The organism is Streptomyces sp. NPDC002076, from assembly GCF_053593835.1.
Genome location: NZ_JBSFDI010000015.1, coordinates 198,316 through 219,836, shown reverse-complemented (window position 1 = coordinate 219,836; position 21,521 = coordinate 198,316). Strand labels below are relative to the sequence as shown.

16 protein-coding genes and 2 pseudogenes are annotated in these 21,521 nt (G+C 72.6%); 8 read left to right on the top strand and 10 right to left on the bottom strand.

Annotation, left to right across the window (positions count from 1 at the left end; all coding sequences use genetic code 11):
* Nucleotides 1-6 precede the first annotated feature (6 nt).
* From ACWCQS_RS29580 to ACWCQS_RS29570, 3 genes are read left to right on the top strand one after another with little or no spacing between them, the layout of a single operon-like run.
* On the top strand, nucleotides 7-810 hold the full coding sequence (locus ACWCQS_RS29580) for an ABC transporter ATP-binding protein (RefSeq protein WP_451007273.1): 804 nt from the start codon (nucleotides 7-9) through the stop codon (nucleotides 808-810).
* The gene (locus tag ACWCQS_RS29575) at nucleotides 797-1,681 is read left to right on the top strand and encodes an ABC transporter permease (RefSeq protein ID WP_451007272.1); all 885 of its coding nucleotides are present in this window, start codon (nucleotides 797-799) and stop codon (nucleotides 1,679-1,681) included. Before ACWCQS_RS29580 ends, ACWCQS_RS29575 begins: the two co-directional genes overlap by 14 nt.
* 8 nt (nucleotides 1,682-1,689) lie before the next feature.
* Nucleotides 1,690-2,427 carry a sirohydrochlorin chelatase gene (locus ACWCQS_RS29570; protein ID WP_451007271.1) on the top strand — a complete coding sequence of 246 codons (738 nt, stop codon included), beginning with the start codon at nucleotides 1,690-1,692 and terminating at the stop codon, nucleotides 2,425-2,427.
* Between the two features lie 22 nt (nucleotides 2,428-2,449).
* Here ACWCQS_RS29570 and ACWCQS_RS29565 read toward each other — a convergent pair whose 3' ends face one another.
* From ACWCQS_RS29565 to ACWCQS_RS29545, 5 genes are all read right to left on the bottom strand, one after another.
* A complete protein-coding gene (locus tag ACWCQS_RS29565; protein ID WP_450983870.1) occupies nucleotides 2,450-2,758 on the bottom strand; it encodes a hypothetical protein in 309 nt (102 codons plus the stop codon).
* A gap of 717 nt (nucleotides 2,759-3,475) precedes the next feature.
* Nucleotides 3,476-4,111, bottom strand: a complete 636-nt coding sequence (locus ACWCQS_RS29560; RefSeq protein ID WP_451007270.1) for a mycothiol-dependent nitroreductase Rv2466c family protein — start codon at nucleotides 4,109-4,111, stop codon at nucleotides 3,476-3,478.
* A gap of 55 nt (nucleotides 4,112-4,166) precedes the next feature.
* A complete protein-coding gene (locus ACWCQS_RS29555) occupies nucleotides 4,167-5,135 on the bottom strand; it encodes a sigma-70 family RNA polymerase sigma factor (protein ID WP_451007300.1) in 969 nt (322 codons plus the stop codon).
* A 71-nt stretch (nucleotides 5,136-5,206) separates the two neighbouring features.
* Entirely contained in the window at nucleotides 5,207-6,250 is a 1,044-nt protein-coding gene (locus ACWCQS_RS29550) for a ketopantoate reductase family protein (RefSeq protein ID WP_451007299.1), read from the bottom strand.
* A 47-nt stretch (nucleotides 6,251-6,297) separates the two neighbouring features.
* Entirely contained in the window at nucleotides 6,298-6,849 is a 552-nt protein-coding gene (locus ACWCQS_RS29545; protein ID WP_451007269.1) for a DUF1697 domain-containing protein, read from the bottom strand.
* A 422-nt stretch (nucleotides 6,850-7,271) separates the two neighbouring features.
* On the opposite strand from ACWCQS_RS29545, the gene ACWCQS_RS29540 reads away from it, so the two are divergent.
* Nucleotides 7,272-9,530 (top strand): MMPL family transporter, encoded by a 2,259-nt coding sequence (locus tag ACWCQS_RS29540; RefSeq protein WP_451007268.1) that lies wholly within the window; start codon nucleotides 7,272-7,274, stop codon nucleotides 9,528-9,530.
* Between the two features lie 328 nt (nucleotides 9,531-9,858).
* Entirely contained in the window at nucleotides 9,859-10,722 is an 864-nt protein-coding gene (locus ACWCQS_RS29535; protein ID WP_451007267.1) for a phosphotransferase enzyme family protein, read from the top strand.
* A gap of 28 nt (nucleotides 10,723-10,750) precedes the next feature.
* Here ACWCQS_RS29535 and ACWCQS_RS29530 read toward each other — a convergent pair whose 3' ends face one another.
* From ACWCQS_RS29530 to ACWCQS_RS29515, 4 genes and pseudogenes are all read right to left on the bottom strand, one after another.
* A complete protein-coding gene (locus ACWCQS_RS29530; protein ID WP_451007266.1) occupies nucleotides 10,751-11,476 on the bottom strand; it encodes an exonuclease domain-containing protein in 726 nt (241 codons plus the stop codon).
* 102 nt (nucleotides 11,477-11,578) lie between these two features.
* Nucleotides 11,579-12,817 carry an SAV2148 family HEPN domain-containing protein gene (locus ACWCQS_RS29525; RefSeq protein ID WP_451007265.1) on the bottom strand — a complete coding sequence of 413 codons (1,239 nt, stop codon included), beginning with the start codon at nucleotides 12,815-12,817 and terminating at the stop codon, nucleotides 11,579-11,581.
* Nucleotides 12,818-12,933: 116 nt separating this feature from the next.
* Nucleotides 12,934-13,152, bottom strand: a pseudogene (locus ACWCQS_RS29520) (copper amine oxidase); the annotation flags it as partial.
* Between the two features lie 25 nt (nucleotides 13,153-13,177).
* A pseudogene (locus tag ACWCQS_RS29515) lies at nucleotides 13,178-13,962 on the bottom strand (Tat pathway signal sequence domain protein); the annotation flags it as partial.
* Nucleotides 13,963-14,157: 195 nt separating this feature from the next.
* Between ACWCQS_RS29515 and glgX the strand changes: the two are divergent.
* Both glgX and treY read left to right on the top strand, forming a co-directional pair.
* Entirely contained in the window at nucleotides 14,158-16,269 is a 2,112-nt protein-coding gene (gene glgX, locus ACWCQS_RS29510; RefSeq protein WP_451007264.1) for a glycogen debranching protein GlgX, read from the top strand.
* A 195-nt stretch (nucleotides 16,270-16,464) separates the two neighbouring features.
* A complete protein-coding gene (gene treY / locus ACWCQS_RS29505) occupies nucleotides 16,465-18,840 on the top strand; it encodes a malto-oligosyltrehalose synthase (protein ID WP_451007263.1) in 2,376 nt (791 codons plus the stop codon).
* Nucleotides 18,841-18,867: 27 nt separating this feature from the next.
* Here treY and ACWCQS_RS29500 read toward each other — a convergent pair whose 3' ends face one another.
* Nucleotides 18,868-19,770 (bottom strand): LysR family transcriptional regulator, encoded by a 903-nt coding sequence (locus ACWCQS_RS29500; protein WP_451007262.1) that lies wholly within the window; start codon nucleotides 19,768-19,770, stop codon nucleotides 18,868-18,870.
* Nucleotides 19,771-19,866: 96 nt separating this feature from the next.
* On the opposite strand from ACWCQS_RS29500, the gene ACWCQS_RS29495 reads away from it, so the two are divergent.
* Nucleotides 19,867-21,417: a dihydrolipoyl dehydrogenase gene (locus tag ACWCQS_RS29495; RefSeq protein ID WP_451007261.1), complete on the top strand. Its 1,551-nt coding sequence runs from the start codon at nucleotides 19,867-19,869 to the stop codon at nucleotides 21,415-21,417.
* The last annotated feature ends 104 nt before the right edge of the window (nucleotides 21,418-21,521 follow it).

Below are 21,521 nucleotides of genomic sequence, written 5' to 3'. Positions count from 1 at the left end.
TTCCCGATGAGTTCCCAGGAGGTGACGACCATGGCAACAACCCTGGCCAAGGCCGCTGAGTCGGTCGAGTACGCCGCACGCCTCGAGCATGTCTCGAAGTCCTTCGCGACACCCGGCGGGCAGCAACTCGTCCTGGACGACATCAGCATCGATGTCGCGCCCGGCGAGTTCGTCACCCTCCTGGGGGCCTCGGGCTGCGGCAAGTCCACGCTGCTGAACCTGGTGGCGGGCCTGGACCGGCCCACCGCCGGGTCCATCACCACGGACGGGCGCCCGGCCCTGATGTTCCAGGAGCACGCCCTGTTCCCGTGGCTGACCGCGGGCAAGAACATCGAACTCGCGCTGAAGCTCAGGGGGGTTGCCAAGCCCGAGCGGCGCGGCAAGGCGGAGGAGCTGCTCGAACTCGTCCGGCTGAAGGGGGCGTACGGCAAGCGTGTCCACGAGCTGTCCGGCGGTATGCGGCAGCGGGTGGCGATGGCCCGCGCGCTGGCGCAGGAGAGCAGTCTGCTGCTGATGGACGAGCCGTTCGCGGCGCTCGACGCCATCACCCGGGACGTGCTGCACGACGAGCTGACCCGCATCTGGTCCGAGACCGGGCTGTCCGTGCTGTTCGTGACGCACAACGTGCGCGAGGCGGTGCGGCTCGCGCAGCGTGTCGTGCTGCTGTCCTCCCGCCCGGGCCGCATCGCCCGGGAGTGGGAGGTCGACATTCCGCAGCCGCGCCGCATCGAGGACGCGCCCGTGGCGGAACTGTCCCTGGAGATCACCGAAGTACTGCGTGGGGAGATCCGCCGCCATGGCCAGCACTGAGACGACGACCTCTCCCGAGACGGGGAGCGTGGAGGCGGGCCTCGACGCGCTGGAGACGGCGCAGCAGGGCCGTACGCCGTTCCGCAAGACCCTCGTCGACAAGATCGTCCCGCCGATCACCGCGATCGTCGTGGTCCTGGTGGTCTGGCAGGGTCTGATCGCCCTGAAGATCGTCGACGATCCGACCAAGCTGCCGTCCCCGTCGGCCGTCTGGCAGGCGTTCCGGAAGGACTGGCTGGAGGGCAATCTCCTCGGCTACATCTGGACCAGCATCTCGCGCGGTCTGCTCGGCTTCTGCTTCGCCTTGCTGATCGGCACCCCGCTGGGCCTGCTGGTGGCGCGGGTGAAGTTCGTGCGCGCGGCCATCGGCCCGATCCTGTCCGGTCTGCAGTCGCTGCCGTCGGTGGCGTGGGTGCCGCCCGCGGTGATCTGGCTGGGCCTGAACAACTCGATGATGTACGCGGTGATCCTGCTCGGTGCCGTGCCGTCCATCGCCAACGGTCTGGTGTCCGGCGTGGACCAGGTGCCGCCGCTGTTCCTGCGGGCGGGCCGCACGATGGGCGCCACGGGCCTGAAGGGCACCTGGCACGTCACCCTGCCGGCCGCCCTGCCCGGGTATGTGGCGGGCATGAAGCAGGGCTGGGCCTTCTCCTGGCGATCCCTGATGGCCGCGGAGATCATCGCGAACTTCCCCGACCTTGGCACAGGGCTCGGCCAGCTGCTGGAGAACGCCCGCACCGCCGGCGACATGGCCATGGTGTTCGAGGCCATCCTGCTCATCCTGTTCGTCGGCATCGCCGTCGACCTGCTGATCTTCAGCCCGCTGGAGCGGTGGGTGCTGCGCAGCCGCGGCCTGCTGGTGAAGGGCTGAGGCACAGCATGCACGACCCGGTCCTGCTCATCATCGCCCACGGCAGCCGCGACCCGCGGCACGCCCAGGCCGTGCATGCCCTCGTGGAGCGGGTACGGTCGCAGCGGCCGGGGCTGCGCGTGGAGACCGGCTTCCTGGACTTCAACGTCCCCTCGGTTCCCGGGGTGCTGGAGTCACTCGCGGCGCAGGGAGTGCGGGACGTCGTCGCCCTGCCGCTGCTGCTGACCCGCGCCTTCCACGCCAAGGCCGACATCCCCGCCGTGCTGCGGGAGGCGCCGGCCCGGCTGCGGATCCGGCAGGCGGACGTGCTCGGTCCGTCACCGCTCCTGCTGTCGGCGCTGGAACGGCGGCTGTACGAGGCGGGGTTGACGCCCGCAGACAAGTCCTCGACCGGGGTCGTGCTGGCCTCGGCGGGGTCCACCGACCCGGAGGCGATCGCAGTGATCGCCGACATCGCGCGGGAGTGGTGGCACACCGGTTGGTGCGCCGTGCGACCTGCGTTCGCCTCCGCATCTCTCCCCCGCACGGAGGACGCCGTACGGGAGCTGCGCTCTCTCGGCTGCGAGCGGGTCGCCGTCGCGCCGTACGTCCTGGCCCCCGGCTTTCTGCCGGACCGCATCGCGCGAGGTGCGGCCGGGGCGGACGTACGGGCGGACGTGCTGGGTCCGGCACCGGAGGTGGCGCGGGTGCTGCTGGAGCGCTACGACGCGGCACGCCGGCCGGCGCTGACGGCCCTGGGCGCCTGACCGTTTTCCGGCTCTCCCGGGGTCACAGGCCGAGCGCGTGCAGGAGGTGCTGGGTGAAGGTGAGGCTGGCGGTGCCCGCGCCCGCCGTGATGGCGACGTTCTCCAGTGCGGTGCGGATACGGCCCCGGTTGGGTGGCAGGCCGTCCTCCGCGGACAGCGCCAGTTCCGCCTGGACGACCTCCCCGTTCCCGGCGATCCGCGGGTACTCGGCCCGGAGTGCCTCGGTGAGCCGGTCGGCCACCGCCATGAGGGTTTCGAGGTCGGGGGTGCCGTTCCTGGGGTCGATACGGGCGAAATCAATGGGCCCGTTCCCGAAGTTGTAGGTGCTCATGTCCTGTCCTCGCTTGTGATCCGAAGGAGCCTTCGGGGATGGGGGGCTACGGCTTCGGCGCGGGCGACCAGGCTCTGGTTGCCGAAGTTGCCGGTGCGGCTGACGTCGCCGATGTTCCCGGCCGGCGCCCGGCGACCGCGGGCCGTCGTGCACCGGGCCGGGGAGCGATGCCACGCAAAGAGCGTGTCGAGTAGGCCGAAAATCGCCGCCCGTCCGGGTGACCGGTGTCCGTTGACCGGGCTCCGGAGGGCGACGTGGGCGACAGGGGGACGACCGTTTCCGGGAGCCCCCGCACGTACGGCCGATCTCCGGCGACCCGGTCGCCGCGGTGGGCGAGGACGTCGCCGGGGCCCACCGAGGCGCCCGGTCGCCGGGGCGCCCCCTCCCCGCGGTGCCGCACCGGGGCCGGTGACCGGCTGCCCGCGCGGTACGGGGGCAGTGCCCGCGATGCTCTGCCCGTCACGCTCATCCGTCCCCTTGCCCCTTCCGGCCGTCTGCGCGCTTCACCCTAGGGACAACGGGACGAGTTTGTCGCGAGGTTCGGCGAGGGCTGGCCCTGGGGGACGGGCATGTGATAGAGGGCCGCCGGGGTCCGGCGCTCCCCTGTGACGTCGGACCGCGGCGGCTCTTCGTTCTGCGTCGGTCACCACCCGTGTGTCACACGAGCGGCGAACTCGACGCGGGCGAGCGATGTTTATCGGCCAAGCCGGTTCCGGGTCAGTCGAAGCGGAGGGCTCCGGTGCGGGTGCGCTTGAGTTCGAACAGGTCGGGGTGGCGGGCCAACACCCGGAAGCTGTCGAAGAGTTCTGCCGCCGCCTCGCCGCGCGGGACGGCGCGCAGCACGGGACCGAACCACACCGTGCCGTCGACGTGCAGGGTCGGCGTGCCCACGTAGCCGCCCGTCTCCGGCTCGGCGCCGGCCTCGTGACTGCGGCGCACCGCGTCGTCGTACGACGGGTCGTGGGCGGCGGCCGACAGGTCGGCGGGGAGCCCGAGTTCGGCCAGCGCCTCGGTGACCACCCGGTCGAAGTCCTCGATGCGGCCTTCGTGGATCCGGGTGCCGAACGCGGTGTACAGGTCGCGCAGCACCTTGTCGCCGTGCCGTTCGGCGGCGGCCACGGCGACCCGTACCGGGCCGATCGAGCGGTCCACCAAGTCCCGGTACCAATCGGGGAGTTCGTTGCCGAAGTTGTGCAGGTACAGGCTCATCACCCGGAACCGGAGGTCGAGCGGGCGCAGGCGCTCGACCTCCAGCAGCCAGCGGGAGGTGATCCAGGCGAAGGGGCAGGCCGGGTCGAAGAAGAAGTCGACCCGGGTCGGGGCGGACTCGGTGGCGGTGTCGCGGTGCGTCATGCCAGTGACCCTAGGGCCGCATTGGTGCACTGTCCCGGTCCAATCTCCTCTCGTTTCACTGGTCCAATTCTGCGTCGGCGCCCCCGGCCCCGGTCCGCCCCGGGTCGACCGCCGCGATCTCCGTCGCGCGCAGGCGTTCCGGCTCCGCCACGACGTCGATCCGGGCGATCCGGCCGTCCGCGCCGAAGGCGAAGGCCAGGACCAGCCGGAGCCGCCCCCGCTCCGCCATGACCAGGCCGAACTCGCCCTCCAGTAGGGCGAGTCCGGTGAGCTGAGCGCGCGCCACGGCGGCCATCGCACCCTGGGCGACGGGCGCGGCGCCCCGCACGGTGATCGGTTCGGCGGTGGGTACGACCAGCGCGTCGGCGTGCAGCACCACGTCCGGGTCGAGCAGCGCGACCAGGGCCGTGAAGTCGCCGCCGCGGGTGGCGGCCAGGAACGCCTCGACGGCCCGGCGACGGCGTACGGCGTCGGCGGCGGGCGCGGCCGGCCGGCCCTGGACACGGCGGCGGGCCCGGCTGGCGAGCTGCCGGGTGGCGGCCGGAGTCTTCTCGATCAGCGGGGCGATCTCCTCGAAGGGCACGGCGAACATGTCGTGCAGCACGAAGGCGACCCGCTCGGCCGAGCCGAGGGTGTCGAGGACGACCAGCAGCGCAACCCCGACCCGGTCGGCCAGCAGCGCCTCCCGGGCCGGGTCGCCGGCCTCGGCGCCGGCCGCCGGGGTGTCGTGTTCGTGGCCGTGGGCGTCGAGGAACTCCTCGCGCCGGTTGCGGCGGGCGCGCAGCAGGTTGAGGCAGACCCGGGTGACCACGGTGGTCAGCCAGCCGGTGAGGTTGTGTATCCCGTCGAGGTCGGCGTCCCTGGCCCGCAACCAGGCCTCCTGCAGCGCGTCGTCGGCCTCGGCGGCCGAGCCGAGCAGCCGGTGGGCCACGGCCGTGAGATGCCGCCGGTCCGCCTCGAACCGCTCCGCGAGCCGCCGCCCCGTGTCCTCCGTGACGTCGTCCGCGCCGGTCCCGCCCAGGATGTCGTCCACCGTTCCCCCCGCCCCTCGCCCTTAGGCTCCAGGTCCTACGAAACGCCGAACCGCTCGGAAGATCAACTGCCGTGCGGTGCACCGGCGTCGGCCGCCACCGCACCCTCGGCCGCATCGGCCCTGCGCACCAGTTCCGCGACCGGCATCGACCCGGCGGCCCGGCGCTCCCGTGCGAACCGGTCGGCGAGCCGCTGAAGCAGTTCGTTCAGCGGCGTCGGTACGCCGTGCAGCCGGCCGAGGAGCACGATCTCCCCGTTGAGGTAGTCGGCCTCGATGGTGCCGGTGCCCCGGACGAGGGACTGCCAGGAGGAACCGCCGCCGCGCGGGGCCCCGTCCAGCGGCACCAGGGTGACCTTGTCGCCGCGGGCCGCGCGCTGCTCCTCCAGGCTCGTGTACGCGATCCCTGCGGCGTCCAGCACGGCCTCCCCCTCGGCCCGCACGCGCTTGTACAGCGCCTGGGCGGCCCCGGTGTCGCGGGTTCCGGTCAGCGCCTCGACGGCGTTGCTGAGGTTCGCGAGCAGCTTGGCGTACTGCCAGCGGGCCACGTCGGGCACCACCGGCGCCTCGAAGTGGGAGGCCTCCAGGTCGGCGGCGATCCGCTGGGCGGTGTCGTCGGTGCCGTGCGGGAGGCGCCCGAGGTGGAGGATGCCGGTGCGCGGAGTGCCCGCGGCGGAGACGACGCCGGGCTCCACGAAGGTCGAGGGCAACCAGACGCAGACGCCGTACACATGACGGAAGCGGCGCAGCGCGAGCCGTCCGCTCTCGACTCCGTTCTGCAGCAGGACGAGCGGCAGCCGCTCGGCCGCGGTGCCCCCGCCGGCCACGGGCACGTCGCCCCACGTCTCCAGGACGGCCAGGGCGTCCTGGGTCTTCACGGCGAGCACGAGGACGTCGTCGGCCCGCAGCTCCCCGAGCGGCTCCGGCCCGTCGACGGCCGTCAGCCGGTACGTCAACTCCCCTTCCGGCACCCGCAGTCGCAGCCCCCGCTCCGCCAGCACCGCCAGATGCTTGCCGCGTGCCACGAGGACGACCTCACGCCCGGCCTGGGCCAGCCGCCCGCCGACGGTCCCGCCGACCGCTCCGGCCCCGATGATGATGTAGCGCATGGGGTAGAGCCTCGCACAGGCGTACGCGGCCCGTCCGATGCGGTCCGTCACGCCCCCGGAACGGTCAGCTCGACCAGCTTGACCACCGTGTTCCAGTTCCGGCTCGTGGCGATCAGGCCCTTGGTCCGGGGGCGGCGGGAGAGCACCTCGGCGAGCTTGGAGCGGCCGAGGCCCTCGGGGGCGTACAGGTACAGGCAGCGGTCGCCGAGGCGGAACTCCTCGGGGAGATGGACGGCGGGATCGATGTCCGCGAAGCGGTCCGGGGTGACCGGTGCGGAGAAGTACGTGACGTGCAGCTGCTTGGGCGCCAGGTCGGCGGCCGGGAACGGGCAGGCCTCGGCGACCGCCTTCAGATAGGCGTGGTCGCGCACGATCACGTCGACCGGGAAGCCGAACTGCTCCTCGATCGCCCGGCTCAGCTCCGCCGCGAGCGACTCCTCGTCGCCGTGACCGGCGGTGAACACGGCCTGGCCGCTCTGCAGATGGGTCCGTACGCCGGTGTGGCCGAGGCCGGTCAGCAGCGTACGGAGGTCGGCCATCGGCAGCTTCTTGCTGCCGCCGACGTTGATTCCGCGCAACAGCGCCGCGTAGGTCGTCATCCGTCCAGCGTAGAGCGGCCGTCGTGCCCCGTGGGGGTGGGCACGACGGCCGGGCCCGCGCAGGGCGGGCTGCGCGAAACTCTCGCTGATCGGCGGGCGGCGGATCAACCTCTACACGCAGCTGTGACTTGTTCAACAAGGTTTCGTAATCACAAACCGCCGCGCCGGCGGCAGAACGGACAACCCATGTCCGGCGGCGGGCGGGAGAGGCCGGCTGGATCTGCCGGCGAACCCCGAGACGCGCCCCCGAGAAGTGCGGATAGGTGTAAGGGGCCACTGTCCTCCCCAGTGCTGACCGGCGGGTCGCCGAGTTCACCGGGCAGCACGACGAGACGCGTTTATCCAGCTCATACGGTCGTACCGGAGCAAGCGCAGACGTGGCGGCAGGGGGCCGCCACCGCACACGAGGGGTAGGACCCGCGATGGGGAACAGGGACGTGCCGGTGCGGGGGCTGGCCGCCCGCGCCGGTGGCTGGAGCGCCCGGCACCGCTGGGCGGCCGTCGGCATATGGGTGTTGTTCGTCGTGCTGGCCATGGGGCTGGGCTCGGCGGCGGGCCGGGTCGACGTCGACGAGAGCAACCAGCTCAAGGGCGAGACGCACACCGCCGCCCAGATCATCGACGACGCGGGGATCAAGGAGCCGGCCGGCGAGACCGTCCTGATCCAGTCCAAGGACGCCGGCGTCACCGCGACCGGCACCGAGTTCCGCAAGGCCGTCGCCGACGTGGTGAAGGCGGTCGAGGGCACCGGGAAGGTCACGGCCGTGACCTCGCCGTACGACACGCACACCATCTCCCGGGACGGCCGCAGCGCGCTGGTGCAGTTCGACATGCGCGGTGACGCCAAGACGGCCGTCGACCGGGTCGAGCCGGTGCTGAACGCGGTCGCCGGGGTGCAGAAGGCGCATGACTCGCTGCGGATCGAGGAGATCGGCGGCGCCAGCATGCAGAAGCAGTACAAGGACGCCTTCGGGGACGACTTCAAGCAGGCCGAGTACTCGGCGGTGCCGGTGGCCCTCGGCATCCTGCTGATCGCTTTCGGGGCGCTGATGGCCGCGCTGCTGCCGGTGGCCCTCGCGATCACCGCGATCATGGCGACGATGGGTCTGATGGGCCTCGTCAGCCATCTGCAGCCGATGAGCGACACCGCCAACTCCGTGATGCTGCTGGTCGGTATGGCCGTCGGCGTGGACTACTGCCTGTTCTATCTGCGCCGTGAGCGCGAGGAGCGGCAGGCCGGTCGGGACGCGGGCACCGCTCTGCGGATCGCCGCCGCCACCAGCGGCCGGGCGGTCATCGTCTCCGGGGTCACGGTGTGCGTGGCGATGGCGGGCATGCTCTTCACCGGGCTCGCCCAGTTCGAGGCGATGGGCCTGGCCTCGCTGATGGTGGTCGCGGTCGCCATGGTCGGGTCGGTGACGGTCCTCCCGGCGCTGCTGTCCCTGCTCGGCGAGCGGGTGGACAAGGGCAAGATCCCGTTCCTGAGCCGCCGCGACCGGAGCCGGAAGCGGGCCGCGGGCGAGGGCAGTCGGGTGTGGACCGCCGTCCTGCGCGCGGTGCTGGCCAGGCCGCTGGTCTCCGTTGTCGTGGCGGCCGGTGCGCTGCTGGCGGTGGCGGCGCCCGCGCTCGGCATGAAGACCCAACAGCTCACCCTGGACCAGGAGTTCGGGAAGTCGCTGCCGATCGTGCAGACGTACAACCGCATCAACGACGCCTTCCCGGGCGGCAGTGAGCCGGCCCAGGTCGTCGTCAAGGCCAGGGACATCAACGCGCCCGAGGTGCGGCAGGCGCTGGCCGACTTCAAGAAGGAGGCGATCGCCTCCGGCGCCTCGCGCGGCCCGGTCGACATCCGGGTGCACGACGCGCAGAACGTCGCCCTGGTCTCCGTGCCGCTGGTCGGCGGCTCCGACATGGACCAGGCGGTCAAGAGCCTGGACAAGCTGCGCGACGAGGTACGGCCCGACACGCTCGGCAAGGTGGCAGGCGTGCAGGCGCCGATCACCGGGCAGGTGGCCGGCAACCACGACTTCAACGACCAGCTGCTCGGCTCCGTCGTCCCGGTGTTCGCGTTCGTGGTCGTGTTCGCCTTCCTGCTGATGCTGCTGTCGTTCCGCTCGCTGACCGTGGCCATCACCTCGATCGTGCTCAACCTGCTGTCGGTGGGCGCCGCGTACGGCATCCTCGTCGCCGTCTTCCAGCACGGCTGGGGTGCCTCGCTGGTGGGCGCGGCAGGGGTCGGCGCGATCGTGACCTGGCTGCCGCTGTTCCTGTTCGTGATCCTGTTCGGGCTGTCGATGGACTACCACGTGTTCGTGGTGTCCCGGATCCGCGAGGCCCGCATGAACGGCCGTACGACGAAGGACGCGATCCGGCACGGCGTGGTGACCACGGCCGGCGTCGTCACCAGCGCCGCGGTCATCATGGTCGCCGTGTTCGCGATCTTCGGCACCTTGTCGATGCAGTCCATGAAGCAGATGGGCGTGGGCCTGGCCGCGGCGGTCCTCATCGACGCGACGGTCATCCGCGGTGTGCTGCTGCCGGCCGTGATGGCCCTGCTCGGCGAGCGCAACTGGTACCTGCCGAGGTGGCTCCACTGGCTGCCGGACCTGACCCACGACGAGACGCCGGCTGCGGTTGCTTCCCCGCCGGTGCGCGAGGAGGGGGAGCGGCTGCCGGTCTGATCCGGCAGGCCTGATGGGCGCCTACCCGATGGGCGGTTGAGAGCGCGCGGGTGCGGGGGCGTGGGGAGCTGGTCGCACAGTTCCCCACGCCCCTTCGTGCGCTACTCCCCCGTAGAAGCGGCAGTTCGGACTCGATCGGATCCCCGCGCCTCAGGCGCCGCGTCCACGGCCGACGGGAGCCCGGGCAGTGACCGGCCGCGGTCGGCCGACCTGTGCGAATGCGAGACTGGCCGGAGCGACCCGCCCGGAACCGGCATGCGACCGGCACCCGCACGGCGGCGGCCGGGTCCGCTCGAGGCACGGGACGACAGTGGGGCACGGAGGCACGATGGACGAGGCACGGGCACGGGACGTACTGGCCACGGCGGGAGTGCTGCCGGGCCCGGCCCGGGACGCGGCTCTCCTCGCCCTCGGTGAGAACGCGGTGTTCGCCGCCGGTGATCTGGTGGTGAAGGTGGGCCGCGACGCCGAGCTGCTCGACCGGGCCCGACGCGAGCTGGACATCGCCGGCTGGCTGGCCGAGGCCGGCGTGCCGGCGGTACGGGCGGCCGAGCCGAAGCCGCGGCTGGTCGAGGGCCACCCGGTGACGGTGTGGCACCGGCTGCCCGACCCCGTACGGCCCGCCGAGCCGCGGGACCTCGCGAGGCTGCTGCGGATGGTGCACGCACTTCCCTCTCCTCCCTTCGCTCTGCCGCCCCGCGAACTGCTGGCCGGTGTGGAGCGCTGGCTGCGGCTCGCGGGCGACGCGATCGACCCCGAGGACGCCGCCTATCTCCGCGCGCGCCGGGACGGGTTCGCGACGGCCGCGGCCGCCCTGACGCCCCATCTGCCGCCGGGGCCGATCCACGGGGACGCGCTGCCCCGCAATGTGCACGTCGGCCCGGACGGGCCGGTCCTGGTCGACCTGGAGACCTTCTCCGCCGACCTGCGCGAGCACGACCTGGTGGTCATGGCCCTCTCCCGCGACCGGTACGGGCTGCCCGCCGAGGCCTACGGCTCGTTCACCGAGGCGTACGGGTGGGACGTGCGGGAGTGGGACGGCTGCGGTGTGCTGCGCGGGGCCCGGGAGACGGCCAGTTGTGCCTGGGTGGCCCAGCATGCGCCGAGCAATCCGAAGGCGCTGGCCGAGTTCCGGCGACGGGTCGCGTCCCTGCGGGACGGGGACGAGACGGTGCGCTGGTACCCGTTCTGAGGCTGTTTTCGCGCCCCTGAGGGGCGGGCTAAGCAGGCTGGCTCTGCGTCAGCTCCCGCAGCGGCCACGCCCCGTCCACCACCGCCCCCGCCTCCCCCTTGCGGCGCAGGAACGCCTGGAAGTCCGCCGCCCATTGCGCATACCACTCGATCTGCCGCTGGTGCAGGTCGGCCGGAGCCAGGGACGCGATCTTCGGGTGGCGGTCGGCTATCGCGGATGCGAGGCGCGCGGCGGCGAGGGCGTCTGCCGGGGCCGTATGGGCCGCGTCGAGGACTATGCCGTACTCGGCGCAGACCGCTTCCAGGTTCCGTTTGCCACGGCGGTAGCGGTCGACCCAGCGGTCGATGGTGTAGGGGTCGACGACCGGGGCGGGGGCGGCGCCGCCCAGGCGGTCGGCGAGGGACGGCAGGGCGTGGCGGCGCAGCTCGGCGGAGAGCAGGGTGAGGTCGAACGCGGCGTTGTAGGCGACGACCGGGACGCCCGCCTTCCAGTACCCCACCAGGACGTCGGCGATGGAGTCGGCCACTTGGTCGGCCGGCCGGCCCTCGGCCGTCGCCCGCTCGTTGCTGATGCCGTGCACCGCCACCGCGTCCGCCGGGATCTCCACGCCCGGATCGGCCAGCCACTCCCGGCGTCCCATGGGCTCACCGGCCCTGACCTCGATCACCGCGCCGGTGACGATGCGCGCCTCACGCGGATCGGTCCCGGTCGTCTCCAGGTCGAAGCCGATCAGCAGCTCCCGGTGCCAGCCCATGGGCGGCCCCCCTTCTTGGTGGTGCTTTCCCCCAGTGGCCTCCACCCTCGCACGCGGCACTGACAATCAGGGGATCGCGTTCCGCTTGCGCCGGCGGACAGTTCAGGACACGGGGCGCGAATCCGCCCAGGCGAGCTCGAACTCCTCGCGGTATGTCGGGAAGAGACCCGCTTCACCCACGTCGTCCGACTTGACCAGCTTGTTGCCGTTGCGCAGCACCAGTACCGGCGACTCCATCCCCCGCGCGCCTCGCAGATAGGACTGCACCACGCCGATGCCGTCGGCGCCGTCGCCGTCCACCAGGTAGGCGGTGAAGCGCGGCGTCTCGTCGTAGACCTGGATCTCGAAGGCGCCCGGGTCGCGCAGCCGGGCGCGGACCCGGCGCATGTGCAGGATGTTCATCTCGACCGACCGGCTCAGTTCGCCCCGTTTCATCCCGAGTTCGCGCTCGCGGCGCTTGACCGAGCTGGACGCGGGGTTGAGGAAGAGCAGCCGTACCCGGCAGCCGGTCTCGGCGAGCCGGACCAGACGGCGGCCGGAGAAGTTCTGCACGAGCAGGTTGAGGCCGATGCCGATGGCGTCGAGCCGGCGGGCGCCGCCGAACAGGTCCTCGGCGGGGAACTGGCGCATCAGCCGCACCCGGTCGGGGTGGACCGCGACGACATCCGCGTACCGGTCGCCGACCAGGTCCTCGACCGCGTCCACGGGCAGCCGGCGCGCCGAGGGGACGTCACCACCCGCGCCGAGCGTCTCCAAGAGCCGGGCGGAGGCGCGCTCGGCCTGGCTCAGGACCGCCTCGGACAGCGCCCGGTTGCGGGAGACGACATTGCGGGTCACCTCCAGCTCGTCCAGGGCGAGTTCGAGGTCGCGGCGCTCGTCGAAGTACGGCTCGAAGCACGGCCAGTGCTGCACCATCAGTTCGCGCAGCTGGGGAAGCGTGAGGAAGCTGAGCACATTGTCGTCGGCCGGGTCGAGCAAGTAGCCCTTTCGACGGCTGACCTCACGGACGGCGACCGCGCGCTGCACCCATTCCTGCCCGGCCGGGCCGGCCGCGGCGACCACCCAGTCGTCCCCGTGGACGGGTTCGTAGATGGGCCGCAGTACGGCGGCCACGACCGCGCGCAGCCGCTGCTCGACGAGGTTCAGCCAGATGTAGGCCCGGCCGGCCCGCTGGGCGCGGGTGCGCACCTCGCGCCAGGCATCGGCGTCCCAGTCCAGCTCCGGCCCGATGGACCCCGCGTCCATCGGGCGGGCCAGGGACACCGCGCCGGGCGGGACGTCTGTGGAGTTCCCCTCGTGACCCTCGTCACCAGGGGGCAGCTCCAGGCCTCCCGAGCCCACCCGCGCACCGCCTTCCGATCCCCCGGGCCTTTCCCGTCTCAACGATCAAGGAAGGGTACTCCGCGAGGGGTGGGCGGTGCAGCCGGATGGACAGGTCGGTTTCCCGACTGTTCTCGTCAACTGCGCGGTTCCCAATGACCGTTCTGCCATGCCAGGTCACCCGGAGTGAGCGGATTCATAGCGGTCACGTCCCGGGGGGCGATGGCGAAGCCCTGCCAGTGCACCGGCATGGGCTGCTGGTCCTCGTCCCGCGCGATGTGGTGAAAACCGACGTTCATCCAGATCACCGGGTGGGTCAGGGTCTGTCCGCCGACCCATCGGTCGACGGACGCGGCGTGCCCGTGGTCGCACTTCGGGGGCCGCGACCTTGCGCGCACTCAGGTTGATCACCAGGGACCTGGTGTCGATCCAGGGGCCGTTCCTGACCTTGGTGAACAGCCGGACGCACCGGTGCAGACCGCACTGGTCGAGGACCGCCGGCTGGGCGCCGGGAGCGGCCCGGTAGATCCCGCCGCTCAGCAGCAGCTGGTCCGGGGAGGTGAGCTGCTTGCCGGTGGCGTCCTTGTAGTCCGCCTTCAGGCCCGCGCCGAGCGGGGAGGCGATCAGAAGCCGGGCGGCCCCGGTGTTCTCGTCCCGGCTCGGCGGCGGCTGGACGCCGCGCTGGGTGCCGGTCCGTTCGACCTTGCCGGTGTCCAGGTCGACGGTCCTGGTGACGAGGGTGTCGTTCCTGTAGTCGTAGAAGGTGATGTCGGCCCGTCGCGGCGCGTGCGGGTCGTCCGCCTCGCCGGGCTCGGGTTCGGCGAGGTCGACGCTGAGGCGCTGCGGTCCCCGGCCGCCGTCGACGTTCTCGCCCGTGGTCGGCAGCTGCGGGTTCAGGGCTGTCTTCTCGGCCCGGCGGATCTCGTCGTCGGTGAGCGGATCCCGGCCGGTGCCCCTGCCGCGCTCGGCGGGCGCCGGTTCGACGACCCCGGGCCGGACCGCGCCGGGCCCTGCCCGGACCGCGCACCGGCGACTCGCGCGCCCGCCGAGGTGTCCGCCCCCGCCGTGCCCGGCAGGGTGATCGCGACCCTCGCGGCGGTCCCCACCGTGGCGAGGGCCACTCCCGCCACCAACTTGCCCAGATGGCGGTGCACTGTCTCACGCACATTTCCCCCTGCTCCCCGTGGTGCTCCGGGAGTACGTGTTGCCCCACTGGTTCGGCACACGGCCGGTACGAGAGCCGCCGTGTGCGCCGGTCGGTGGGTAAGAGAGACGCAAGACACGTGAGGTTCCGTCGATTCGGGGCGACTCGGGGGCCAACGCGGCCCCGGGGCGGCGGCACACCTGGGAGAGTCATAGCCATGCAGGTCTGGCCTGGAGAGGCGTATCCGCTCGGCGCCACCTACGACGGCGCCGGAACCAACTTCGCGGTCTTCACGGAGGCCGCGGACCGAGTAGAGCTGTGTCTGCTGCACGACGACGGCTCGGAGACGGCGGTGGAACTCCGCGAGACCGACGCGTTCGTGCGGCACGCGTACGTGCCGGGCGTGATGCCGGGGCAGCGGTACGGGTTCCGGGTGCACGGCCCGTACGACCCCGGGCGCGGACTGCGCTGCAACTCCGCGAAGCTGCTGCTCGACCCGTACGCGAAGGCGGTCAGCGGGACGGTCCGGTGGGGTGAGGAGGTGTACGGCTACCACTTCGGCGCTCCGGACAGCCGCAACGACCTGGACTCGGCCCCGCACACCATGGCCTCGGTGGTGATCAACCCCTACTTCGACTGGGGCGACGACCGGCCGCCGCGCACCGAGTACCACCACACGGTGATCTACGAGGCCCATGTCAAGGGCCTGAGCATGCGTCACCCTGGACTGCCGGAGGAGCTGCGCGGCACGTACGCGGCGCTGGCGCATCCGGCGCTGATCGAGCACCTGACCAAGCTCGGGGTGACGGCCCTGGAGCTGATGCCCGTCCACCAGTTCGTGCACGACCACCGGCTGGTCGACATGGGCCTGAGCAACTACTGGGGCTACAACACCATCGGTTTCTTCGCCCCGCACAACGCGTACGCCTCCTGGGGCGACCGCGGCCAGCAGGTGCTGGAGTTCAAGTCCGCGGTCCGGGCGCTGCACGAGGCCGGGATCGAGGTCATCCTGGACGTCGTCTACAACCACACCGCCGAGGGCAACCATCTGGGCCCGACGCTGTCGTTCAAGGGCATCGACAACCGGCAGTACTACCGCCTCACCGAAGACCCCCGCTACTACATGGACACCACGGGCACCGGGAACTCGCTGCTCATGCGGTCCCCGCACGTGCTCCAGCTGATCATGGACTCGCTGCGGTACTGGGTCACCGAGATGCACGTCGACGGGTTCCGCTTCGACCTCGCGGCGACCCTGGCCCGGCAGTTCCACGAGGTGGACCGGCTGTCGTCGTTCTTCGACCTGGTGCAGCAGGACCCGGTGGTCTCCCAGGTGAAACTGATCGCCGAGCCCTGGGACGTGGGCGAGGGCGGCTACCAGGTGGGCAACTTCCCGCCGCTGTGGACCGAGTGGAACGGCAAGTACCGGGACACGGTGCGGGACCTGTGGCGGGGCGAGCCGCGGGCGCTGGCGGAGTTCGCGTCCCGGCTGACCGGATCGTCCGATCTGTACCAGGACGACGGACGCCGGCCGCTGGCCTCGATCAATTTCGTGACCTGCCACGACGGCTTCACGCTGCACGACCTGGTCTCGTACAACGACAAGCACAACGCGGCCAACGGCGAGGACAACCGGGACGGCGAGAGCCACAACCGGTCCTGGAACTGCGGGGCGGAGGGCGAGACCGACGACCCGGACGTGCTCGCGCTGCGCGCCCGGCAGATGCGGAACTTCATCGCCACCCTGATGCTGTCCCAGGGCGTGCCGATGATCAGCCACGGCGACGAGTTCGCCCGCACCCAGCAGGGCAACAACAACGCCTACTGCCAGGACAGCGAGCTGTCGTGGGTGCACTGGCCGGAGGAGCCGGAGAGCGACCTGCTGGAGTTCACGCGCGCGATGGTGTGGCTGCGCCGCGACCACCCGGCCTTCCGCAGGCGCCGCTTCTTCCACGGCCGTCCGGTGGAGGGCACCCACGACGAGCTGTCCGACATCGCCTGGTTCACCCCGGAGGGCGCGGAGATGACCCAGCGGGACTGGGACTCGGCGCGGGCGTCCGCGCTTTCGGTGTTCCTGAACGGCAACGCGATCTCCGAGCCCGGCCCACGCGGGGAGCGCATCACCGACGACTCCTTCCTGCTGATGTTCAACGCCTCCCCGGGGCCGCTGGACTTCCTGGTGCCGGTCAACCACGGCAGGCAGTGGCAGGTCATCATCGACACGGCCCGTCCGGACGGGGTGCCACCGGGATCCGGGCCGAAGGTCGGCGCGGGCGACCGGCTCACCCTGCCCGACCGCAGCCTGACGGTGCTGCAGCGGCCGACGTAGCCGGGGTCCGCGCGCGGCGGCAGCCCCGTCGGCGGGGCTGCCTGTCCGGTACGCGCGCGTGGAGGACGTTTTCGCCGCGTCGGCCGGAAGGGGCGAGCAGGCCGGAAGGGGCGAGCATGAGTCCGTTCGGGGCGAGCATGGGTCCGTTCGGGGGCCGATGACACGAAAGGCGGCGGGCTGGGTACGTAGGTCTCCATGACTTCTGCGCGACTCGGACCGGAGGTGCCCACCGCCACCTACCGGCTGCAGCTCCAGCCCGCGTTCCCGTTCGCCGCCGCCGCGGCGGCCGTACCGTATCTGGCGTCGCTCGGCGTCTCGCATCTGCATCTGTCCCCCGTCCTGGAAGCCGTGCCCGGCTCGCCGCACGGCTACGACGTGGTGGACCACGCGCGCGTACGCGAGGAACTGGGCGGTGAGGAGGGTCTGCGGTCGCTGGCGCGGACCGCGCGGGAGCACGGTCTGGGCCTGGTGGCCGACATCGTGCCGAACCACATGGCCATGGTGCCGCGGCACAACCACGCCCTGTGGGAGGTGCTGCGCGAGGGCCCCGACTCGCCGTACGCCCGGTGGTTCGACATCGACTGGGAGGCGCAGGACGGACGGCTGCTGCTGCCGGTGCTCGGCGGTCCGGTCGGCTCGCAGCTGGAGCACCTCGTGGTGGACGGCGACGTGCTGCGTTACCACGAGCACGTCTTCCCGCTGCGCGAGGGCACCCATGGCCTGCCGCTGCCCCAGCTGCTGGACGCCCAGTGGTACCGCCCGGTGTGGTGGCGGCTGGCCCGCACCGAGCTGAACTACCGGCGGTTCTTCAGCATCTCGGAGCTGATCGGGCTACGCGTGGAGGACCCGGAGGTGTTCCAGGCCACCCATGCCAAGATCCTCCAGCTGCTGCACGAGGGCGTGCTCGACGGGCTGCGCGTCGACCACCCCGACGGGCTCGCCGACCCCGACGCCTACCTCGCGCGGCTGCACGAGGCGACCGGCGGGCGCTGGACCGTGGTGGAGAAGATCCTCGCCGACGGCGAACGGCTGCCGGCGTCCTGGCCGATCGCGGGCACCACCGGCTACGACGCCCTGCGCCAGGTCGACGGCCTGTTCACCGACCAGACGGGCGCCTACGAACTGCTGGGCCGCTACCGGGCGTTCGCGGCGCCGCAGACGGACCGGGGCGGCAACTGGGAGGCGACGGCACGGCGGGCCGCCTACAAGGTGCTCACGCACGAGCTGGCCACCGAGACAGACCGGCTCACCCGGGTGGCCACCCGGCTGTGCGCGTCCTCGCCGGATCTCGGCCTGCGCGACCGGGCTCCCTGGGCGCTGCGCACGGCCGTGGAGGAGCTGCTGGTGCGGATGCGGGTGTACCGGCCGTACGCCTGTGGTGACGCGGCCGCCGTCGTCACCGAGGAGGCCGCCGATGAGGCCCGGCTCGCGTTCGTGGTGCCCGAGGAGGCGGAGGCCGTCGGCATCGTGCGCCGACTGCTGGTCGAGCCCCCCGGTGACCCGTCGGCGCCGGACCACGCCGACCGGGTGGAGTTCCGCACCCGGTTCGCGCAGACCGCGTCGGCGCTGCGCGCCAAGTCGGTGGAGGACACGGCGTTCTACCGCTATGTGCCGCTGCTGTCGGCGACCGAGGTGGGCGGCGATCCGGGGCGGCCGGGGGTGTCCCCGGAGGACTTCCACGCGTACTGCGCGCGCGTGCAGCGCGACTGGCCGGCCACCGGCACGGTGGTCTCCACGCACGACACCAAGCGCAGCGCCGACGTACGCGCCGCGCTGGCCGTGCTCACCGAGTGCCCCGACCGGTGGGCGGAGCTGCTGGCCGAGGTGAACCGGCCCGAGGAGGGCGTGGGCGTCCCGGACGGGCAGCTGGCCTGGGCGGCCTGGCAGACGGTGTTCGGGCTGGGGCCCGCCGAGGAGGCTCGGGTCCAGCAGGCGCTGCTGAAGCACGTGCGCGAGGCGGGCATGTACACCAGCTGGACGGAGCAGGAGCCGCCGTACGAGGAGGCGGTGGCCTCGTTCGTCGCGGCCGGGCCGTGCGGGCCGCCCGGCGAGCGCGTGGCGGCCTTCCGCAAGGCGCTGGAGCCGCACATCCGGGCCAATGTGCTCGGCACCGCCCTGGTCCATCTGACGATGCCCGGGGTGCCGGACGTGTACCAGGGCACGGAGGGCGAGTACCGGGCGCTGGTGGACCCGGACAACCGGCGTCCGGTGGCGTTCCCGCCCGAGGTGCCCGGCGAGAAGGACGCGCTGACGGCGGCGGCGCTGCGGCTGCGCGCCCGCCGTCCCGGCGCCTTCGGCGCGGCGGCCTCGTACGATCCGCTGACCGCCGAGGGCCCGGCGGCCGGGCACTGTGTGGCGTTCGCGCGCTCCGGCGAGGTGGTGACGGCGGTGACCCGGCTGTCGCTGCGGCTCGCGGAGGCGGGCGGCTGGCGGGAGACCCGGCTGGCACTGCCGCCCGGACGGTGGGCGGACGTGCTCACCCCGGAGCGGGAGTTCACCGGCGACACGCGCGTGGCGGACCTTTTCGACCGGTTGCCGGTGGCGTTGCTGGAGCGGGTCGCCGAGGGGTGAGCGGCAGGGCGGAACGTCTGAGGAGCCTCAGCGGACCGGAGGGGCTCCCGGGGCGGGCCAGGTGGCGCGCAGGAGGTCCGTGAAGGCCTCGGCGGCGCCGGTGGGCGGCACGCGCGCGTAGACGGTCAGGGGGCGCTTCCAGGCCGGGTCGGGGGTGAGGATCACGCAGTCCTCGCCCACGGCCCCGCGCACGACGTCGGCGGACGCGGCGCACACGCCGACCCCGGCGGCGGCCATGCGTAAGGCCGTCGAGGTGTGCTCGGTCCACACGGCGGTCCGCGGCCGGAACCCGGCCTTCCCGCACGCCCAGTCGAGGAAGCGCTCGCCGTGGACGACGGGTTCCAGCGCACAGCGGACCCAGGCGCGGTCGGCGAGCTCGGGCAGCGTCACCGTCGTACGACCCGCGAGCCGGTCGTCGAACGGGACCACCAGGACGAGTTCCTCCTCCCCGACCGGTACGACGGTGCCCGGCGGGTCGGCGGGCTCCGGGCCGAAGGCGAGGTCGGCGGTGCCGCGCTGGACGGCCTCCTCCAGCGCCTCGGCGGTGGCGTACTCGTGCAGCCGCAGCAGGACCCGGGGATGGTCCGTGCGCCAGCGGGCGAAGACATCGGGCAGGACGCCGACGGCGAGGGAGTGCAGGGTGGCGACGTGCAGTTCGCCGCCCTCGGCGCCGGCGGTGGCGCGGGCCGCGCGGCGGGCCTGCGCGGCGCTGCGGACGGCGAGTTCGGCGTGTGGCAGGAAGGCCCGCCCCATCGGGGTGAGGCGCACACCGCGGGCCATGCGCTCCAGCAGGGCGCCGCCGACCGACTTCTCCAGGGCCTTGATCTGGTGCGAGAGCGCGGGCTGGGTGACGTGCAGGGCGTCCGCCGCGCGGGTGAAGGACGCCTCGTGGACGACCGTCACGAAGTACTCCATCTGCCGCAGGCTCAACTCCGCGCCCTCCCCCGCTCCCCATAAGCATCCTGCATGGCTTCCACAAGAACATTGCCTTGGACTCATGGCAAGGGGCGGGCGGAGGGTGGGGGCATGAGCACACGGGGCATGAGCACACAGGCCACGAACACAGCGGACGTCATCGTCATCGGCGGCGGCACGGGCGGTTACAGCACCGCCCTGCGCGCCGCCGCGCTCGGTCTTGACGTGGTCCTCGTCGAACGCGACAAGGTCGGCGGAACCTGTCTGCACCGGGGCTGTATCCCGAGCAAGGCGATGCTGCACGCCGCCGAACTGGTCGACGGCATCGCCGAGGCACGCGAGCGGTGGGGCGTGAAGGCCACGCTGGACTCGGTCGACTGGGCGGCGCTGGTGGCCACGCGGGACGACATCGTGGCGCGCAACCACAAGGGGGTCGAGGCGCATCTGGCGCACGCGGGCGTGCGGGTGGTGCGGGGCAGCGCACGGCTGACGGGGGCGCGCACGGTGCACGTAGGGGGCGTGCGCCTGGACTTCGCGCTGAGCGCGCAGAATGCGTACGCGCGAGGCACGCACGCCTCTGCCACACGCCCGCTCACCGATCCCGCGCCCGGGGTAGAGCCGCAATCCGCACCGGGCGTTCACGACTTCAGGGCGCGCCGGGGCATCGTGCTCGCGACCGGCTCGCGACCGCGCACGCTCCCGGGGCTCCAACCGGACGGGCGGCGGGTGGTGACCAGCGACGACGCGCTGTTCGCGCCGGGGTTGCCCGCGTCCGTGCTGGTGCTGGGCGCGGGCGCGATCGGCGTGGAGTACGCCTCCTTCCATCGGTCGATGGGCGCGGAGGTCACCCTGGTCGAGGCCGCGGACCGGATCATTCCGCTGGAGGACGCCGATGTGAGCCGGCATCTGACACGCGGGCTGAAGAAGCGCGGGATCGATGTGCGGGCGGGCGCGCGACTGCTGGACGCGGAGGTGCTGGAGAACGGCGTACGCGCGCGTGTGCGCAGCGCGCGGGGCGAGACACGCACGGTGGAGGCGGAGCGGCTGCTGGTGGCCGTCGGCCGGGCGCCGGTCACCGAGGGCCTGGACCTGGCCGCGGCCGGCCTCACGACGGACGAGCGGGGGTTCGTCGTACCGGCGGACTGGAGCCGGCTGGAGACGGCCGTGCCGGGCATCCATGTCGTCGGGGACCTGCTGCCGCCGCCCTCCCTGGGCCTCGCCCACGCCTCGTTCGCGGAGGGCCTGCTGGTCGCCGAGACCCTGGCGGGCCTGCCGTCGGCCGCGGTGGACTACGCGGCCGTCCCCCGGGTGACGTACTCCTCGCCGCAGACCGCCTCGGTGGGGCTGAGCGAGGCGGAGGCACGCGCGCGTGGGCGTGCGGTCGAGGTGAACACGATGCCGCTGACCGCGGTGGCCAAGGGCATGGTGCACGGCCAGGGCGGCATGGTGAAGGTCGTCGCCGAGGCCGGCGGCGGGCAGGTGCTCGGCGTGCACCTGGTCGGCCCGAACGTGTCGGAGATGATCGCCGAGAGCCAGCTGGTCGTCGGCTGGGACGCCGAGCCCGCGGACGTGGCCCGGCATGTGCACGCGCATCCGACGCTGTCGGAGGCGGTGGGCGAGGTGTTCCTGACGCTCGCGGGACGCGGCCTGCACCAGCAGTGAACGCACGGCACGCACCACGCCCGCCGCGCACCCGGGATTCCGCCCGGGCGCCCCCGGTAGCCTCCCCCGCCGAATACTTGACAGTTCACCCTTCGCATGCGGGA

What these genes read in the sequence shown, in the direction of transcription:
- ACWCQS_RS29570 (WP_451007271.1), top strand. Translation starts at nt 1,690, where the DNA reads ATGCACGACCCGGTCCTGCTCATCATCGCCCACGGCAGCCGCGACCCG.
- ACWCQS_RS29535 (WP_451007267.1), top strand. Translation starts at nt 9,859, where the DNA reads ATGGACGAGGCACGGGCACGGGACGTACTGGCCACGGCGGGAGTGCTG.
- glgX (WP_451007264.1), top strand. Translation starts at nt 14,158, where the DNA reads ATGCAGGTCTGGCCTGGAGAGGCGTATCCGCTCGGCGCCACCTACGAC.
- ACWCQS_RS29560 (WP_451007270.1), bottom strand. Translation starts at nt 4,111, where the DNA reads ATGACGCACCGCGACACCGCCACCGAGTCCGCCCCGACCCGGGTCGAC.
- ACWCQS_RS29530 (WP_451007266.1), bottom strand. Translation starts at nt 11,476, where the DNA reads ATGGGCTGGCACCGGGAGCTGCTGATCGGCTTCGACCTGGAGACGACC.
- ACWCQS_RS29495 (WP_451007261.1), top strand. Translation starts at nt 19,867, where the DNA reads ATGAGCACACGGGGCATGAGCACACAGGCCACGAACACAGCGGACGTC.
- treY (WP_451007263.1), top strand. Translation starts at nt 16,465, where the DNA reads ATGACTTCTGCGCGACTCGGACCGGAGGTGCCCACCGCCACCTACCGG.
- ACWCQS_RS29550 (WP_451007299.1), bottom strand. Translation starts at nt 6,250, where the DNA reads ATGCGCTACATCATCATCGGGGCCGGAGCGGTCGGCGGGACCGTCGGC.
- ACWCQS_RS29575 (WP_451007272.1), top strand. Translation starts at nt 797, where the DNA reads ATGGCCAGCACTGAGACGACGACCTCTCCCGAGACGGGGAGCGTGGAG.
- ACWCQS_RS29565 (WP_450983870.1), bottom strand. Translation starts at nt 2,758, where the DNA reads ATGAGCACCTACAACTTCGGGAACGGGCCCATTGATTTCGCCCGTATC.
- ACWCQS_RS29545 (WP_451007269.1), bottom strand. Translation starts at nt 6,849, where the DNA reads ATGACGACCTACGCGGCGCTGTTGCGCGGAATCAACGTCGGCGGCAGC.
- ACWCQS_RS29580 (WP_451007273.1), top strand. Translation starts at nt 7, where the DNA reads ATGAGTTCCCAGGAGGTGACGACCATGGCAACAACCCTGGCCAAGGCC.
- ACWCQS_RS29540 (WP_451007268.1), top strand. Translation starts at nt 7,272, where the DNA reads ATGGGGAACAGGGACGTGCCGGTGCGGGGGCTGGCCGCCCGCGCCGGT.